This window comes from Caballeronia arvi, from assembly GCF_001544695.2.
Classification (GTDB): Bacteria; Pseudomonadota; Gammaproteobacteria; order Burkholderiales; family Burkholderiaceae; genus Caballeronia; species Caballeronia arvi.
Map to the genome: position 1 here is coordinate 1 of NZ_FCOM02000065.1, position 17,577 is coordinate 17,577.

Here is a 17,577-nt window from a genome sequence, read left to right on the forward strand (position 1 = left end):
GCAGCTTTCGGTTTGCGTGGCATACATGCTCCTTTTCGCACATGTTATGCCTTGAACACGAAATTTATGACAGGCTCCGCGGCACAGGCGATTGGCTGAATGGCCCCCAGAGTAGCGAGTGCCCTCGAAGGTCTTATCGGGCTTGGACCGCGCACGGTCTGTCTCATCGCGTCGCACTACTGACTGGATCAGCACCTGCAAGCTCCTGCCCGCTTCGCGGCCGACCGGTCAATCGGGTCTGCGCGTGCTTCCTTGCTGATGGTTCTACCTCGCTGCCTGTGATTTTCGTCGGTTTCCCTTGCATACCCAACGGCAGCGCGTAGCGCTGTGCCGGCGCTATTTCGTGCTGAACCAGCGCCCTTCGCGTACTAGCTTGTCAGACCGTGCGCGATCCATGCCCGGCACAACCGTGGGAACACTCGCTACTCTGGGTTCCATTCAGCCAATCGCCTGTGCCGCGGCCGGCGTGAAGCACTCTGGGTCGAAAAGCTGCTTTCTTTGGTGACTTTCTTTGCAGCAGCAAAGAAAGTTACCCCCGCCCCGGGGAGGGGCAATGCTAATAGACCACCACGATCACGGGACCGAGCAAGAAGCAAACCATCACCTCATCGGCTTCAACCCCTCAAGCAAAGTAGGAATCAACTCACTCACAGTAGGATGAATATGCATAGCCCGCTGCAGCGTAATAAAAGGCGCATCCGCATTAATGATATCGATGAAAGTATGAATCACTTCATCCCCTTCGATGCCATAAATCGCCGCCCCTAAAAACCGCTGCGACCGCGCATCGACCAGCGCCTTCATGAACCCATCCGTCTCACCGCGCTCCCGAGCGCGCCCCACCCGCGACATCGGCATCGTCGCGATGAGCGCCTCGCGGCCATCTTTGCGTACTTCCTCCTCACTCATCCCCACCCGCGCGAACGGCGGGTCCACGAACACCGCATAAGCCATGATGCGCGTATCGACGCTGCGCGACTCTCCATCGATCACATTCGAAGCGATGATCTCGTAGTCGTTCCACGACGTATGCGTGAACGCGCCGCGCCCGTTCACATCGCCCAGCGCATAGACGCCTTCCACTTGCGTGCGCAACTGGCCATCCACGTCGATCATGCCGTGCCTGTTCACCTCGATGCCCGCGCGCGCGAGGCCCAGATCATCGGTGTTCGGCGTGCGGCCCGTCGCGAAGAGCAAGTGCGACGCATCGATGGTTTCATCGCCGACAAAAACGCGCACCCCGCCCGCCGAACGCTCCACTTTCCCGATCTGCGCACCGAAGCGAAACTCGACGCCCTCGCGCACGAACACGTCCTGCATCGCGCGGGCGACGTCCTCGTCCTCGCGCGTCAAAATGCGCTCGCCACGCACGAGTACGGTCACGCGGCTGCCAAAACGCCGGAACATCTGCCCGAATTCGAGCGCGATATAACTCGCCCCGACGATCACGAGATGCTTCGGCACCTCCGTCAACTCGAGAATCGAAGAATTGGTGAGGTAGGGAACGTGTTCGAGGCCGTCGAGGTCTGGCACCACCGCGCGCGTGCCCGTGTTGATGAAAACGAGATCGGCATCGATGTCCTGCGTCGAGCCATCGCCCGCTTCGATCGAAAGCGCATGCGGCCCCGTGAAGCGCCCGTGGCCCCTGAACACCGTGAGGTTCTCCGTGCCGCGCAGCCACTTCTCGATGCCCGTGCGCGAGCCGCCGATGATCTCGTCCTTGCGCGCCTTCACACGCGCCATGTCGATGGCGATATCGCCGCCGATCATCACGCCGTACTGCGCCGCCGTGCGCGCCACATGCGCCGCGCGCGCACTCGCGACATAAGTCTTGGTCGGCGTGCAGCCGACGTTCACGCAGGTGCCACCGAACAAATGCCGCTCGATCACGGCCGTGCGCCTGCCGCTTTGCGCGAGCCGCACGGCGAGCGGCGAGCCGCCCTGACCCGTGCCGATGACGACGGCATCGAAATGCTGTGACATGGTGGGTTCTCCCTGGTCCTTTGCATGCGTAACGCAAAAAACCATGCGAATGAAGCGGATGACGAATGCAGAAGCGGGATTCCGAAATGCATCTTACGCGCAAGTCGATGAGCGGGCAGACACGCTGCCCAAAGCGCGCGCCGCGGACACGGGCATGGCTCGTGCTGCGTTCTGTCCGACGAGCCGCGCGTTGCGGCGCGCGGTCTTTCGCAACCAGCGACAACCCGCACACGAAGCCCAAAGGCATTCATGACCGAGACGATCTGGTTTCTCGTCGTCGGCGGCGTGCTCATCTTCATGGGCCTCGCCAGCTCGACATTCAAGCGCCTGCCGATCAGCACCGCGATGTGCTATCTCGCGATCGGCTTCGCAATGGGCCCGGCCGCGGCCAACCTGCTGACGCTCGATCTCGCGAGCGACACGACCGTCCTGCGGCGCATCACCGAAGTCGCGATGCTGGTGTCGCTCTTTGCGATCGGCCTGCGACTGCGCGTGCCGCCCACCGACCGCATCTGGCTTCTGCCGATCCGCCTGGGCTTCGTCGCGATGGTGCTCACCGTCGCCGTGCTCACGCTATTTGGCGCCTACGTGCTCGGACTCGGCTGGGGCCCGGCGCTGCTGCTCGCGGCAATGCTCGCGCCGACCGATCCGGTGCTCGCCCACGATGTGCAAGTCGAAACGCCCGGCGACATCGATTTGCTGCGTTTCTCGCTGTCGGGCGAAGGCGGTCTGAACGACGGCATCGCGCTGCCCTTCGCGCTGCTCGGCATCGCGGTGTGCCGCATGCAGGCGACGCCCGGCGAAGCGCTGCACTGGAGTTTCGCGTTGCAGGCCACGTGGGGCATCGCGGGCGCGCTAGTGAGCGGCTGGCTGCTCGGCGCGTTGTCGGTACGGCTCGTGGCCTATCTGCGCACGCGTCACGGCGCGGCGCTGGGGCCAGAAGGCTTTTATGCGCTCGGGCTGATCGCGCTGTCGTACGGTGTCGCCGAATTGCTGCACACGTACGCGTTTCTCGCAGTGTTCGCGGCCGGTCTCGCGATGCGCCGCGTCGAGCAGAAGGAAAGCGGCGGCAAGTCCGCGCGTGAGGCGGTCGGCAAAATCGATGCGGACGATGTCGGCGCCGCCGCCGCCGATCCCGAGCGCGCCCACGCTTTCATGGCCGAGCGCGTGCACGGTTTCACGATCGAGCTGGAACGCATCGCCGAAGTGGCGATCATGCTGATCGTCGGCGCCGTGCTCGCGACGATATGGCGCGAGCTTTTCACCTGGCAGGCGGCCGCGCTCATCGTCGCGCTCTTTCTCGTGCTGCGGCCCGCGGCGGTCGAGGCGTCGCTCATCGGCTCGCATGCGGTGGGCGCGCAACGGCGGCTCATGAGCTGGTTCGGCATACGCGGCGTCGGCTCGTTTTACTATCTGCTGTATGCGCTCGAGCACGCGCCACGTGACGTCGCCGCGCCGCTCGTGCCGCTCGTCATCGCGACGATCACGGCATCGATCATCGTGCATGGCATCACCGCGACGCCGCTCATGAAGCGATATCAGCGCGCACGGACCGACGAATGAACTCGAGGATCGACTCACACGTGAAGCATCTGATTTTCTTCTGTGGACATGCGGGCACCGGCAAGACCACGCTCGCGAAACGGCTCTTCGCACCGCTCATGCAGGCGGCCGGCGAGCCTTTCTGCCTGCTCGACAAGGACACGCTCTACGGCGCCTATAGCGCGGCCGCGATCGGCGCACTGACCGGCGATCCGCACGATCGCGACAGTCCGCTTTTCATCGAACATTTCCGCGATCCGGAATACCGTTGTCTCGTCGATACCGCCGCCGAAAATCTCGCGCTCGGCGTGAGCGTCGTGGTGGTCGCGCCGCTCACGCGTGAAGTGCGCAGCTCACGTCTTTTCGATCGCGCATGGCTCGGCATCGGCGAGGATGTCGTCATTCGCGTCGTGTGGGTGCACGTGGATGAGGCTGTGGCGCGCGAGCGCATCGTCGCGCGTGGCGATCCGAACGATGCGTACAAGCTCGCGCATTGGGACGAATATCGGCAGCGGCTTTTTCAGCCGGACGCAGCGCTCGCGCAAACGCTCGTCATGTTCGACAACACCGCGCCGAACGATGCAGCGCGCGATGCGTTGATCGCGCGCTTGCTGGCTTAAGCGACCGCCAGTTGCCGCGCCGTCGCCACCGCGTTGGCGCCTTCGTACAGCTTGCCGAAGCGGTTGTTGAGGAAGGCATTGAGCGGCACCTGCTCCTGACGGACGAAGCCGCTCTGCGGAAGCACGCCTTCGCGGAAGAGATCCAGCTCCGCGCAGATCGCGCCGGCGGTCGTGATCTGGATCGCGCTCATCGGCGCGCCGCACACGTCCTTCGCGAAAATCTTGCGCGTGAACACGTCCTGCACGAGCTGGCCGCGGCGCATGCCGGTCACAGTGACGAAGATCAATACGACATCCTGCGCTGTCGATGGCACCGCGCGCTTCAACATCGTCTTGAGACCGTCGCGGTCGGTGGACATGCGCAGATCGTCGAGCAGGAACTTCATCAGCTCGCGATGACCCGGATAGCGCACCGACTTGTAATCGAGCGTCTCGACCTTACCCGCGAGCGTTTCGCAAAGCGTGCCCAGGCCGCCCGACGTGTTGAACGCCTCGTACTCGATGCCGTCGAGCGAAAAATGCTCGACGCCTTCGAGCGGCTGCACCCATTGCGTGCGGCCTTCGCGGATCGCCTCGCACGGCTGGCAATACTCGTTGATAAGCCCGTCGATGCTCCACGTGAGGTTGTACTTCAGCGCGTTGGTCGGAAACTCGGGCAGCGCGCCGACGCGCATCTTCACTTCGCGCACGTCGTCGAGACGCTTTGCCAGATCGTGCGCGACGATGCCGATAAAGCCCGGCGCGAGACCGCATTGCGGCATGAACGCGAGCTCGGAGTCGTCGGCGATGGCGCGGATCGCGTGCGTCGCGCGCACGTCCTCGGTCAGGTCGAAGTAATGCACGCCCGCCGCTTTCGCCGCCGATGCGACATTGATCGCAAGGTAATAAGGCAGCGCGTTGACGAGCGCATCGAAGCCGATAAGCGCCTGGCGCAACGCGGGCGTATCGGCAGAATCGACGCGGCGCGTCGGGATGCCCTGCGCATCGAGGAGCGCGAGCGCGTGCTCGTCGCGATCGAACGCGACGACATCGAAGTCCCCCGTTTCACGCAGCAAATGGGCAATGCTCTGACCGATCAATCCGGCGCCGACGAGGGCCACTTTCATATTCATCTCCTTTATGTGCGGTTTGGCCAATACACCTCTTCACACAGTTTAGGAGCGCGCGAATACTGATCCTAGACACAAAATGATGCGCTTCGACGATGAATTTCGTCATTTCGACGATCAAATACGACGATTCGTATCGCGTCACCCCGCGCGGTCGATCTTTCGCGCCAGGATGATCGACGTCGTGGTCCGCTCGACGCCTTCCAGCGCGCCGATTTCATCGAGCAGATCGTTCAGGCGATCGGGCGAATCGGCGCGCAGCCATGCGACGTAATCGAACTCGCCGCTCACCGCACAGAGCAACTGGATCTCCGGCATGCGCGCGAAGCGCTTCTGCAGATCGCGCCCGTACTTCGGCATGAGCTTGATGCCGACATACGCCTGGATGCTCGCATCGAGCACGTCCTGCCCGAGCCGCACGCCATAGCCCGCGATCACGTTGTTCTTTTCCAGCCGCGCGATGCGCGCGATGACAGTCGTGCGCGCGACGTCCAGTTGCCGCGCGAGATTCGCGACACTTTCCCGCGCGTTCATTTGCAGGAGCGCGACGAGGTTGCGATCGATATCGTCGAGCTGATCGAGGCGCGGCGGTCTCATGCGGGCGTCGTCCTTGGCATTTTGTGTTTTGCCTTATGCGTTTTGAATGCCATCGGGCATCCGGTGTTTTGTGTTTTGCATTATCGCTGACGGAAACGGCTGTCGGACGCCCGTCAGACGCCGAGCCGGGCGACCATGAAATCGACAAAGCTCGCGAGCTTGGGCGTCGTGCGCGTATCGCGCGGATAGACGAGATGCACGGGCGAAGGCTTCGGCAGAAAGTCCTGCAGCACCGCGACGAGCGCGCCGGCTGCCAGTTCATCCTCGACGAGCGCATGCGGCTGGAGCACGAGACCGAAGCCTGCGAGCGCGGCCTTCTTCAGCGCCTGCCCGTTGTTTGCCCGAAAACGCGAGGACTGCGCGCGGCGCAGAAGCGTAGCGTCGTCCTCGCCTTCGAGCCGCCAGCCTGCTTCGCGTCCCTGATGCACGAAGCCGAGGCACTCGTGACCGGCGAGATCGGCGGGTGTCAAAGGCGTGCCGGCGCGCGCGAGATAGTCGGGCGAGGCACAGACGGTCATCGCATAGGCTTTGAGCGGACGCGCGACGAAACTCGAATCGGCGAGCGGTCCGATGCGCACGGCCGCATCGAAGCCTTCCTCGACGATATCGACCATGCGATTGGTGAGATCGAGTTCGACGCTGATCTGCTCGAACGCCGCGAGAAACTCCGTCACGGCGGGCGTCACGAACTGCACGCCGTAAGTGAGCGGCACTGTCACGCGCAGCACGCCGCGCGGCGTCGCGCCCATCGCTTCGGCGAGCGAATCGGCGGCGTCGACATCCGCGAGAATGCGACGGCATCGCTCGTAATACGCACGGCCGATCTCGGTGAGACTCTGACGGCGCGTCGTGCGCACGATGAGCCGCGCGTCGAGCCGCGCCTCCAGCGCCTGAAGATGCTTGCCGGCCATCGGCGCGGAGATGGAAAAGCGTTCGGCCGCGGCGCTCAGGCTGCCCGCCTCGACGATGGCCACGAAGACCCGCATGCTCAACAAGGTATCCACTGCGCTATTTTTCCAAAGACGTTTCGAATGTAAGCAGTTGTGGCAATGCGGGCGAATCCGCATGCAATCGTGATACTAATATCCGTCGATGGCGCGCTCACTCTGCCTTTCAGCCCGGCTTACGACGCGCGCCGCTCTTCCATATCGATCGAAGGTAAATCCCGAATGAAAAGAACACTCGTTGCATTGGCCGCATTTTGCGCATTGAGCCCGGTATTTGCGCAGACGGCGGCGCCCGCCGCGGCATCGGCGCCCGCGGTGCAGGCCGCGGCATCCGCACCGGCCGCGAACAAGCGCGAGGCGCGCGTCGAAGAGCGTATCGCGGAACTGCATTCGAGCCTCAAGATCACGCCGCAGCAGGAAGAGCAGTGGTCGAAGTTCGCCGACGTGATGCGCGAGAACGGCCGCACGATGGCCGATCTCTATCGTCAGCGCATCGCACAGCGCAACACCATGTCCGCGCTCGACGACATGAAGCAATACGAGCAGATCACGCAGGCGAACGCAGATGGCACGAAGCGTCTCGTCGAAGCTTTCGAGCCGCTTTACACGAGCCTTTCGCCGGAGCAGAAGAAGCTGGCCGATACCAACTTCCGCGACGAGCACGGCAAGGGGCGGCAGCATCGCGCGCATCATCGTCCGCATGCGGCAGGCGCCGACGCCGCTTCCACGACGAAGCCCTGAGCGAGCGCGCATCGTAGAGAAACCCGCATCGTGCGATGCGGGTTTTTTTCGTCCGCCGGGTGCAAAATGGCGCGAATGCCGTTACGATCCCGCACCGCCCCCGCACCCTCCCTCTCCGATCGCACCATGCTCCATCTTTCCCAGCTCGATCTCGCCGCCGATCCCGCCGCACGCCGCGTCGTGAAAAACGAAGCCGTAGCCGTCGAATTCGCCGTGTCGGCAGGCGAACTGATGAGTCTCGAAGGGCCGAACCGCTATGCGGCCGGCGATGCGATCGTCACCGGCAGCGGCGGCGAACGCTGGGTCGTGTCGCGCGAGCGCTTCGACCCGAAGTACGTGCCCGAAGGCGGCATCGCGCACGGTGAAGCGGGCACGTATCGCAATCGGCCGAGCATCGTACTTGCGAAGGAAATGCACGAGCCCTTCTCGATCGCGCGATCCGCCGCGGGCGACATCCTCACCGGCGACGCCGGCGACTGGGTCATGCAATATGCGCCCGGCGATTACGGCGTCGTCAAGGCGGCGCGCTTCGCGAAGGTTTACCAAGACGCCTAAGCGAAGTCCTCGCCCATCTCGATCTCCACTTCGCGCGGCACTGCTTCGCCGTTCGCGTACGTCTCTTCGAGCGATCCGAGCGTCGCTTCCACATATGCGCGTAGTACCGCGTAACTGCGCGCGTGCATGCGCGGCGGCAGCGCGCGATAACGCGCGAGCGCGGCCGGATCGAAGCGCACGTCGATCGTGATGCGCCGCGCCGTCGAGCCGAAGCGCATCGCCACATAGTGAATCACGAGCGACGTGCGGCCCGCATCGTCCTGACGTTCGGCGAATTGCGTCTGCTCGGGAAAGAGATCGCAGATGACGTGCGCGAGCATGTCGATGTCCGCGCTCGGGCAGTCGTATTGATAGTCGTCCATTCGATCTCGATAGTCGATTGAAACGCCGCCTCAGGCGCGCTCAGGCGCCCTGCGCGGCGGCACGGCGATAGTAGAGCACGAGCGCCACCGCGACGATAACGCCGAGCACGAGATACACGGCATCGGCGAAGATCAGCGGCAGGAGGCCCGCCTGAAACATCGCGGCAGGCACGCCGACGAGCGCATGCACGGCAATGAGAATGGCGAGTGCATGCCGTGAACGCCGGCGCAGCATCTGCCACATCAGCGCGGAGAAGCCGAGTTGCAGCGCGAACGCGCTTGCGCGCTCGACGAGAAAGATGCCCGCAGATATGGGCGAAAGCGTCATCAGCACCAGATGGATGCGCGCGACAGCTTCGAGCGGCGCGTTCGCGAAATGCGCGTCGAGCGTGCCGCGATTGGCGAGCACCGCGTAGATGATCCATTGCACCTGTACGAGCACGCCGACGATCCACGCTTCCGCCCCGCCATGCCCGATGCCGTAGCCGAGCCCCGGGCCGTGCCGGTCGAGCGCGCCGGGCTCGCGCGAAATGAGCCATTTCATCGCGAGAAAGCGCCCGACTTCTTCGCACAGGCCTGCCGCGATCGCGCCGTAGATGACGTACACCGCGGGATACCTGAGCCACACCGACGTAGCCGGATTGCCTTGCATGAAGCCGTGCAGCGCGCGCTCGATGATCATCGCAAAGAGCGCGAACACCGCGATGCCGAGGATCGCCTCACGCGGCGCGATGGAAAAACGCGGCCGCAGCTTCCGGTACAGCACGATAGGCAATGCGGCGATGATGAGCGTCGCGAGCACGAGGCTCAGCAACGTCGAAATACTGACCATTCAAGTTCCTTGTGATGCCTGTTGCGCGTCGCTTTCGAGCGCGCGTGTCGTCGATGCGCGCACGACGAGTTCGCCCGGCAGCAGACACTCGCGCGCGGGCATCGTGGCGCCGCCGAGTCGTTCGTGGAGAAACTCGACCGCGCGCCGGCCGATATCGTACGTCGGCTGGCGCACCGTTGTCATGCCGGCGAGCTGCGCCCATTCGGAATCGTCGATCGACATCAATGCGACGCTCGCCTGCCAGTCCACGCCGTGCTGCTCCTTCAGATGCACCGCGACGCGCAGCGCCACAGGACCGTTCGCAGCAAAGAGCGCGACGCGCCGGCCCGCCGCCTGCGCCGCTGCGACGCGCGTATCGAGCTCGGCGAGCGCGGGCGTCGCATCGGCGAGATCGATCACGAGCGTCGAGCCGCTTGCGCCGAGCGTTGCGACGGTCTCGCGAAACGCGGCTTCGCGCAGGCGCCGCGAGCTCACGTGCGTGACGGGCTGCACGATGAACAGCAGCTCGTCGAAACCTTCGTCGATGAGATGTTTTGTTGCGAGTTGCACGGCGTCGGGATTGTCGAGCCCGACCATGTCGGTGATGAAGCCTTCCACGGAGCGGTCCACGAGCACGACCGGAATGCCGCCTTGCGCGAAGCCTTGCAGCAGCTCTTCTTTCACGCCGAGCGCGTTGACGATCACGCCTTCGACGCGATACGTCGTGAGCAGTTGTAGATAGCGCCGCTCCATGTCGATCTCATTGGCCGCGTGACAGATGAGCGGCATATAGCCGAGCGCGTGGCACGCGGCTTCGACGCCTTGCAGCACTTCGACGGAATACGGATTGGTCAGATCGGCGAGCAGCATGCCGATCAGACGATTGCGGCCGCGTTTGAGGCCGCGCGCCATCTGATTCGGCCGATAGTCGAGCTTCGCGATGGCCGCCTCGATGCGCTCGCGCAGATCGGGCGACAAAACGCTCATCTCGCCGTTCAGATAGCGCGAGATGCTGGTTTTGCCGGTGCCGGCTTCGCGCGCGACGTCGGTGATCGTTGCACGGCGCGCAGCGAATGCGGCCGGGCGGTTGGTCAATGTGGGATCGTCGGACATAGTGGTCGTGGGCATGCGCTTTGCCGCGAAGCGCGACGCGATGCCGTCATTATCGTTCTCCTCGCATCGCGCATGTTAGCGCATGCGCGCGCCCGACCTTTTGCTTTTAGCGCGGGAGCACGTCGCGATTGACGATGTTCTGCGTGAGCGTGCCGTCTAGTGCGCCGATGAGATTTTCGGCAGCGTTGCGCGCCATCGCGTGACGCGTTTCGTGCGTCGCCGAGCCGATATGCGGCAGCGCGACGACGTTCTTCATCGCGAGCAGCGGCGAATCGGCGGGCAGCGGTTCCTGCTCGAAGACGTCGAGGCCTGCGCCGCGAATCGTGCCGTTTTTCAGCGCTTCGATAAGCGCGGGTTCGTCGACGGTCGGGCCACGCGATGCGTTGATGAGAATCGCGCTTTTCTTCATCTTTCTGAACTCGTTCGCGCCGATGAGGCCGCGCGTTTCCGGCGTGAGCGGCACTTGCAGGCATACGAAGTCGGATTGTGCGAGAAGATCATCGAGCTCCACGCGCTTCGCGCCGTATTCCTTTTCCGCCTGTTCGTTCGCGCTGCGGTTCGTGTAAAGCACGTTCATGCGAAAGCCGAGCGCAGCGCGGCGCGCGACCGCTCCGCCGATGCGCCCGAGACCAATGATGCCGAGCGTCTTGCCTTGCACGTCCACGCCGAAATTCGCTTCGCCGATGCTCGCCTTCCAGTTGCCTTCCTTCACCCATTCGGCGAGTTCGACGACGCGGCGCGCGCTTGCCAGAATCAGCGCGAAGACGGTATCGGCGGTGGATTCGGTGAGCACGTCGGGCGTGTGCGTGAGCACGATGCCGCGGCGCGTGAGGTCTTCCACGTCGAACTGATCGAAGCCGACGGATATCGTCGATAGCGCTTTCAGGTTTTTTGCGCCTTCGAGCATGTCGGGGGAGATTTTTACGCTAGCGCCGATGGCACCGTGGGCTTGTTTTAGCGCTTCTACGAAGGCTGTCTTGTCGTTTGGATCGACGTTTTGCACTTCGGCGTGGGCGCGGAGGTAGGCTTCTACATCGCTCGGCAATGCCTTGTAGGCTACGATTTTTTTCGTCATGGTTTTGGCTTTTTGGGGTTGGTCGGCGAGGGCTTCTGTGGAATCCTGATTTCGCGTCGGTCTATTTGCATTGCCCCTCCCCGGGGCGGGGGTAACTTTCTTTGCTGCTGCAAAGAAAGTCACCAAAGAAAGCAGCTCTCCCCAGCCTAAGCACTTCACACCGGCCGCGGCACACGCGATCACCTAATGGCCCCCAGAGTAGCGAGTGCCCTCGAAGGCCTCACCGGGCTTGGATCGCGCACGGTCTGACTCGTCGCATCGCTTAGCTCTCTGGCGCAGCCCTTGCAAGCTCCAGCCCGCTTCGCGGCCGACCGGTCAATCGGGTTTGCGTGAGCCCGCGCATTTGCTCGCCCACCGTTGTTTTCCCTTGCAAACCCGGCGGCAGCGCGTAGCGCTGTGCCGGAGCTATTTTGTGCTGAACCAGTGCGCTTTGTGTTATCGGGCGGCAGACCGTGCGCGATCCACGCCCGGCACAACAATGGGAACACTCGCTACTCCGGGTTCCATTCAGCCAATTGCCTGTGCCGCGGCCGGCGTGAAACACTCTGGGTCGAAAAGCTGCTTTCTTTGGTGACTTTCTTTGCAGCAGCAAAGAAAGTTACCCCCGCCCCGGGGAGGGGCAACGCCAATAAACCAACGCGAAAATGGGATCCGGCGAAAGCAGAACCATCACGACCTGACAGCCACCCCCGACCGAACCGCAGCCTGCGGCTTGACCGCCAAGGTAAACCATACAGCCAGCAACAAAGCCACACTCATGAACACATAAGACGCAGCCGGCGAGCCAGTCGCCCCATTGAGATATCCAACAAAGTAAGACCCGACGAACGACCCCAACGCCCCCATGCTATTGATAAGGGCCATCGCGCCCCCCGCGACATTCTTCGGCAACAACTCCGGCACGATCGCAAAGAACGGCCCATACGGCGCATACATCGCTGCGCCCGCAATCACGAGCAACGTATACGAAGCCCAGAAGTTCGTCGATCCAAGCAAATACGACCCGGCAAACGCCACCGCACCGATCAGCAGAAACGGCCACACGAATGCCTTGCGCGCCTGGAGCTTGTCGGACGCCCACGAAGCCAGCAGCATCGCGATGGTCGCAGCCAGATACGGCACCGCCGAAAGCCAGCCCGTCTCGACCATGCCGAGCGTCGAACCGCTCTTCAGAATCGACGGCAGCCACAGCACGAATCCATACACGCCGATGCTCCAGCAGAAATACTGCGCGCACAGCTTGATCACGGCCGGCGACTTGAACGCCTCACGATAATTCTTCACCGGCTTGATCGCGGCCTGCTCGGCGCGCAGCGTCGCATCGAGATCGCTCTTTTCCTGATCCGACAGCCAGCTCACCTGCGCCGGCTTGTCCTTCACGATGAACCACCAGATCACCGCCCACACGACCGCGGGCGCACCCTCCGCGATGAACATGTGACGCCAGCCGAACGAGTTCACGAGATAGCCCGACACGACCGACATCCACAAAACCGTCACCGGATTGCCGAGAATGAGGAACGTGTTCGCTCGCGAACGCTCGGACTTCGTGAACCAGTTCGCGATGAACACGAGCATAGCCGGCATCACCGCCGCCTCGACGACGCCAAGCACGAAACGGATCGCCATCAACGAAGGAATGTTGCTCACCATGCCCGTGAGCGTCGCGCAGCCGCCCCACAGGATCAGGCTCCAGAACACGAGCTTTTTCACGCTGCGACGTTCGGCATAGATCGCACCCGGAATCTGGAAAAAGAAGTAGCCGAGAAAGAACAGCGCGCCGATCAGCGACGACAGCCCCTTGCTGATGCCCAGATCCTGGTTGATGCCCGCGGCCGCGGCAAAGCCGTAGTTGGCGCGGTCGAGGTACGCGAGGCTGTACGTGATGAAGACGATCGGCATGATCGCCCACCAGCGGCGCACCGCGAGCTTGGGAGTTGAAGATTGCATGGTTGTCTCCGAAGACATTTCGGTTGATCTCTCAGGTTCCGCCCCTCGAAGGGCTGTCAATTCTTTATTCGTCAGGCCACATCGAGCGCGGTTTTGGCCGTCTTGTCGTTGGAATCCTTCGCTTCGAGCAGATCGAGCGCGGCGCGTGTCGGCAGCCCTTCGCTGTCGCCGATCACCTGAATCGCCAGCGCGCCGATCCTGTTGCCGCGTGCGATCGCATGACGCACATCGCGCCCTTCGAGCAGCGCGCTCACGACGCCGACCGCGAAACCATCGCCCGCACCGACCGTATCGACGACGTTTTCGACCGGCACGCCCGGCACGATGCCTTCGTCTCCGTCGATGGTACGGAAATACGCGCCGTGCGCGCCCAGCTTCACGACGACGCCCTTCGCGCCCCGATCGAGATAGAACGCGGCGATGTCCTCGGGCTTCGCGTAACCGGTGAGCGTCAGGCCCTCGGACACGCCCGGCAATACCCAGTCGGCCAGCGCGGCAAGCGCGTTGAGCGATTCGGCCATCGCCTCGCGCGACGGCCAGAGCGTCGGGCGCAGGTTCGGATCGAACGAGATCGTCTTGCCTGCCGCACGCATTTCGCGGGCCATGTGGAACGCGAGCTCACGTGAGCTCGCCGAAATCGCGGGCGCGACGCCCGTCAGATGCAGATGACGCGCGCCGAGCACGTAATCCGCGGCGTAATCGTCGAGCGACAGATGGCTCGCGGCCGAGCCACGGCGGAAGTATTCGACCGCCGGATCGCTGCCGTCATCGCACTTGCCCTTTAGCTGAAAGCCGGTCGGATAGCGCTCGTCGATGGCGACGCGGCGCGCGTCGATGCCCTCGGCGGCAAGCACATCGAGCACGTAGCGGCCAAACGAATCGTTGCCGACGCGGCTCATCCAGCCCACCTTGAAGCCCAGACGCGACAGGCCGATCGCGACGTTCAGGTCCGCGCCCGCGACGCGCTTCGTAAATTGAGCGGCCTTCGCGAGATCGCCGGTCTCGGCAGCGACGAACATCGTCATTGCTTCGCCGTAGGTGACGATGTCGAGGGCTTCAGGCTTGGCTTGCATGTCGGGTCCTTTGCAGATGAATGCTGAATGCAAAATGCGTTGTGCGTCGCTTGAATGCGTAATTCAAAATGCGGCGATACGCGCGACCTGGCGCGCCGCGTCGGCGTCGAGCGAAACGTCCGCGCCGGCAATGAACGGATATTCGATGCCGCGCGGCACATCGCCCGGCAATTGCGCGAGCAGCGTCGCGAAACGCGCGTCGCCGTTCGCGGGCGCGGCGGCGAAACGGCGCGCGCCCTCGCCCATCACGGCCTTGCAATGCACATACGCGACGTGCGGCGCGAGACGCTTCGCCGCGTCGAGCGGGTCTTGCTCCGCCCAATGCCAGTTGCCGGTGTCGAAGGTCATCGCGAGGCCGCGTGCTTCGGGCAGCGCGGCGAACAACGCTTCGAACGCACCGATCGTGCCGCCCGCCTTCAGTTGCCCGTTTTCGACCACGACGCGCGCTTTCGATGCGGCGATACCCGTCATCAGCCGATCGAGCGTCGCGGGATCGGTCGCAACAGTGCTTTCGGTACCGCCGAGTTGCAGCTTCACGATGCGCGCGCCCAGCGCCGCCGCTTCGCCGATGGCGAGTCGCAGCGCGTCGGCATCGAGCGAGCCGTCGTCGCGAAACAGTGTCGCGGGCGTCGAATAGACGGCCCACAAGCCGTGCGCGCGAATCTGCGCGCCGAGCTGCGCGAGCGCTTCTGGCCGCGCATCGGCTTCGTCCGCGAACAGCTCACGGCGCACTTCGAAGCCATCGGCGCCAGCGCGTGCGGCGGCTTCGGCCCAGGCCGCGTGGCCGTCGCGCCGGATCGCATCCGCGCCGAACGCGCTTGCGACGATCACGACTTCGGTGCGCTTTGCTTCGCTGGGAGAAAGTGACATCTGATTTGCTCGCATTTCGCTGCTGTTCCGGCCCCGAACGACACATGGAACCGGTTCCATAATCGATTTTCAAAAAGGACGCCGCAGCGCCCGTGTTGAGACCGAATGTTGCGCCAGGGCAGCATTCGCGCGCCATAGTGGAATTCCCTAGCCGAGCAGACCCGGCTCCTCGCACAGTTCGAGAAAACGCGCCGCCACGCGCGATGGCGTCGCAGCATGCGGCAGCAGGATAGAAAAACGGCGCGTGAGCGGTTTCGGCGCGATGCGTACGCGCCTGAGCGCGCTGTCGTCGTGACGGATCGACATCGCCGAGACGAAGCCGATGCCCATGCCTGCGCGCACCGCTTCCTTCACACCTTCGACGCCCGCGATTTCGAGCGCCACGCGCATCGGCACATCGCGCTCCGCGAACGCGCGCTCGACGATCTGCCGCACGCCCGAACCCGGTTCGCGCAGCACGAGCTTGTGTTCGCCGAGTTCTTCGAGCGTGACGGCCTTTCGGCCCGCAGCAAGCGGATGGCCGTTCGGAAGGATCGCGACGATCTCGTCTTCGCGCCACGACGTAACCGTCGTGCCGAGCGGCAGATCCTGGCCGGGCGAGCCTTCGACGAGCGCGATATCGAGCGAACCGAGCGCGGCGACGATATCGGCGGTATTGCCGTCGATGGTCGTCACGAGCACGTCTGGAAACAGCCGGTGAAACGCCGCGATCAGATACGGCAGCAGATAGCTCGCAGGCGTCGTGCTCGCGCCGATGCGCAGCGTGCCGCGCTCGAGGCCGCGCAGCGCGTCGCGCAGCGCATGCGCCTGACGGAAGTTTTCGCGCAGGCGCTCCGCGTGCCCGAGCAACTGTTCACCAGCGGCCGTCAGCCGCACGCCGCGGCCATCGCGCTGATAGAGCGGCTCGCCGAATTCCTCCTGCAAAAGCCGCAACTGCCCCGAGACGGCGGGCTGCGACAAGTGCAATGCCACAGCCGCGCGGCTGATGTTGCCGTGCTCAGCGACCGTTGCAAAAGTTATCAGTTGTTCCGGGGTCATAATTCGCAAATATCAGTTTTTCCGATATTACACATTCTAAATCACGATTTTTCATATTCATATATCGAGAATAGGATTAGCCCATCGATCATCCAACTTACCAACGGGTTCTTCCATGTCTACGGTTCAGTCCGCCCATTCCCTGGCGCCCGCCGCGTCCTCCACACGGGGACAGCTCAACGGCATTCTTTTCGTCGCATTGTTCGCGGCGGCGGTGACGAGGCTCGCCTCCGTGCCTGCCATCGCCGGCCTGGGGATCAGTCCGCTGATCGTCGGCATCGTCGCGGGTGCGATCTATGGCAACGCGCTGCGTCACGGCATGCCCGATAGCTGGGCCGCCGGCGTCAACTTCTCCGCGCGCAAGCTGCTGCGCATCGCGGTCGCGTTCTTCGGGCTGCGCGTGAGCCTTCAGGAAATCGCGCAAGTCGGCGTGTCGGGATTCACGGTGTCGGTGCTGGTCGTCGTGAGCACGCTCGTGATCGGCACGTGGGCCGGCATGAAGCTGATGAAGCTCGATCGCGACACCGCGCTCCTCACGGCGGCCGGCAGCGCGATCTGCGGCGCGGCGGCCGTGCTCGCGTTCGAATCGACCCTGCAATCGAAGCCGCACAAGAGCGCGATGGCGGTCGGCAGCGTCGTGCTCTTCGGCACGCTCTCGATGTTCCTCTACCCGCTCGCGCTCAACGCCGGTTGGCTGCATCTCGATACGCTCGGCGCGGGCCTCTTCTTCGGCGGCACCATTCACGAAGTGGCGCAGGTCGTCGGTGCGGCGAGCAACGTGAGTCCGGAAGCGACCCACATCGCCACGATCGTGAAGATGACGCGCGTGATGCTGCTCGTGCCCGTGCTGCTCGTGGTCGGCTTCTGGATCAGCCGTTCGCGTAGCGGCGACGCGTCGCAAGGCAAAGGCAAGGTCGCGGTGCCCTGGTTCGCGCTCGGCTTTCTCGCGCTGGTCATCGTGAACTCGCTGCATGTGCTGCCCGATGCCGCGACCAGCACGATCAACATGCTCGACACCTTCGCGCTCACGATGGCCATGACCGCGCTCGGCATGGAAACGCGCATCGCGCAGATTCGTCAGGCTGGACCGCGTGCACTTGCCACCGGCGCGATCCTGTATGCGTGGCTCGTCGGCGGCGGCCTGGCGATCACGCTCGGCGTAGAAAAGCTGTTCGGCTGATCGACACAGCA

At 63.7% G+C, this 17,577-nt stretch carries 17 protein-coding genes; 5 read left to right on the plus strand and 12 right to left on the minus strand.

Annotated features, from left to right (window positions below; translation table 11 throughout):
* Positions 1–600 precede the first annotated feature (600 nt).
* The gene (locus tag AWB74_RS37270; RefSeq protein WP_061151610.1) at positions 601–1,983 is read right to left on the minus strand and encodes an FAD-containing oxidoreductase; all 1,383 of its coding nucleotides are present in this window, start codon (positions 1,981–1,983) and stop codon (positions 601–603) included.
* A 249-nt stretch (positions 1,984–2,232) separates the two neighbouring features.
* On the opposite strand from AWB74_RS37270, the gene AWB74_RS37275 reads away from it, so the two are divergent.
* Together AWB74_RS37275 and AWB74_RS37280 are read left to right on the plus strand one after the other, a co-directional pair.
* Complete coding sequence (locus AWB74_RS37275) at positions 2,233–3,546, plus strand: cation:proton antiporter (protein ID WP_061151611.1); 1,314 nt, start codon at positions 2,233–2,235, stop codon at positions 3,544–3,546.
* Positions 3,543–4,145, plus strand: a complete 603-nt coding sequence (locus AWB74_RS37280) for an AAA family ATPase (protein ID WP_061151612.1) — start codon at positions 3,543–3,545, stop codon at positions 4,143–4,145. The genes AWB74_RS37275 and AWB74_RS37280 overlap by 4 nt, the downstream gene beginning before the upstream one ends.
* Here the strand turns inward: AWB74_RS37280 and AWB74_RS37285 are convergent.
* The 3 genes from AWB74_RS37285 to AWB74_RS37295 form a co-directional block, all read right to left on the minus strand.
* The gene (locus AWB74_RS37285) at positions 4,142–5,251 is read right to left on the minus strand and encodes a saccharopine dehydrogenase family protein (RefSeq protein ID WP_061151642.1); all 1,110 of its coding nucleotides are present in this window, start codon (positions 5,249–5,251) and stop codon (positions 4,142–4,144) included. The two genes, AWB74_RS37280 and AWB74_RS37285, sit on opposite strands and share 4 nt — an antisense overlap.
* 144 nt (positions 5,252–5,395) lie before the next feature.
* Positions 5,396–5,851, minus strand: coding sequence for an Lrp/AsnC family transcriptional regulator (locus AWB74_RS37290; protein ID WP_061127656.1), 456 nt, complete (start codon positions 5,849–5,851; stop codon positions 5,396–5,398).
* A 113-nt stretch (positions 5,852–5,964) separates the two neighbouring features.
* Positions 5,965–6,855 carry a LysR family transcriptional regulator gene (locus tag AWB74_RS37295; RefSeq protein WP_061151613.1) on the minus strand — a complete coding sequence of 297 codons (891 nt, stop codon included), beginning with the start codon at positions 6,853–6,855 and terminating at the stop codon, positions 5,965–5,967.
* Positions 6,856–7,020: 165 nt separating this feature from the next.
* Here AWB74_RS37295 and AWB74_RS37300 point away from each other — a divergent pair, with 165 nt between their 5' ends.
* Together AWB74_RS37300 and AWB74_RS37305 are read left to right on the plus strand one after the other, a co-directional pair.
* Positions 7,021–7,539: a Spy/CpxP family protein refolding chaperone gene (locus tag AWB74_RS37300; RefSeq protein WP_061151614.1), complete on the plus strand. Its 519-nt coding sequence runs from the start codon at positions 7,021–7,023 to the stop codon at positions 7,537–7,539.
* Positions 7,540–7,665: 126 nt separating this feature from the next.
* Entirely contained in the window at positions 7,666–8,094 is a 429-nt protein-coding gene (locus AWB74_RS37305; protein ID WP_061151615.1) for a PGDYG domain-containing protein, read from the plus strand.
* Here the strand turns inward: AWB74_RS37305 and AWB74_RS37310 are convergent.
* The 8 genes from AWB74_RS37310 to AWB74_RS37345 all read right to left on the minus strand — a co-directional run bounded on the left by AWB74_RS37310 (position 8,091) and on the right by AWB74_RS37345 (position 16,386).
* Positions 8,091–8,456, minus strand: a complete 366-nt coding sequence (locus tag AWB74_RS37310) for a DUF3022 domain-containing protein (RefSeq protein WP_061151616.1) — start codon at positions 8,454–8,456, stop codon at positions 8,091–8,093. The genes AWB74_RS37305 and AWB74_RS37310 overlap by 4 nt on opposite strands.
* A gap of 40 nt (positions 8,457–8,496) precedes the next feature.
* The gene (locus AWB74_RS37315; protein ID WP_061151617.1) at positions 8,497–9,288 is read right to left on the minus strand and encodes a YhfC family glutamic-type intramembrane protease; all 792 of its coding nucleotides are present in this window, start codon (positions 9,286–9,288) and stop codon (positions 8,497–8,499) included.
* Entirely contained in the window at positions 9,289–10,380 is a 1,092-nt protein-coding gene (locus tag AWB74_RS37320) for a LacI family DNA-binding transcriptional regulator (protein WP_061151618.1), read from the minus strand.
* Between the two features lie 106 nt (positions 10,381–10,486).
* Positions 10,487–11,455 carry a 2-hydroxyacid dehydrogenase gene (locus AWB74_RS37325; RefSeq protein ID WP_061151619.1) on the minus strand — a complete coding sequence of 323 codons (969 nt, stop codon included), beginning with the start codon at positions 11,453–11,455 and terminating at the stop codon, positions 10,487–10,489.
* Between the two features lie 669 nt (positions 11,456–12,124).
* Entirely contained in the window at positions 12,125–13,405 is a 1,281-nt protein-coding gene (locus AWB74_RS37330) for an MFS transporter (protein WP_061151620.1), read from the minus strand.
* A gap of 71 nt (positions 13,406–13,476) precedes the next feature.
* Positions 13,477–14,478, minus strand: a complete 1,002-nt coding sequence (locus tag AWB74_RS37335; RefSeq protein ID WP_061151621.1) for a sugar kinase — start codon at positions 14,476–14,478, stop codon at positions 13,477–13,479.
* A 63-nt stretch (positions 14,479–14,541) separates the two neighbouring features.
* Positions 14,542–15,348: a sugar phosphate isomerase/epimerase family protein gene (locus AWB74_RS37340; protein WP_061151622.1), complete on the minus strand. Its 807-nt coding sequence runs from the start codon at positions 15,346–15,348 to the stop codon at positions 14,542–14,544.
* Between the two features lie 147 nt (positions 15,349–15,495).
* On the minus strand, positions 15,496–16,386 hold the full coding sequence (locus tag AWB74_RS37345) for a LysR family transcriptional regulator (protein ID WP_061151623.1): 891 nt from the start codon (positions 16,384–16,386) through the stop codon (positions 15,496–15,498).
* A 115-nt stretch (positions 16,387–16,501) separates the two neighbouring features.
* Here AWB74_RS37345 and AWB74_RS37350 point away from each other — a divergent pair, with 115 nt between their 5' ends.
* On the plus strand, positions 16,502–17,566 hold the full coding sequence (locus AWB74_RS37350; protein ID WP_061151624.1) for a YeiH family protein: 1,065 nt from the start codon (positions 16,502–16,504) through the stop codon (positions 17,564–17,566).
* Positions 17,567–17,577 lie beyond the last annotated feature (11 nt).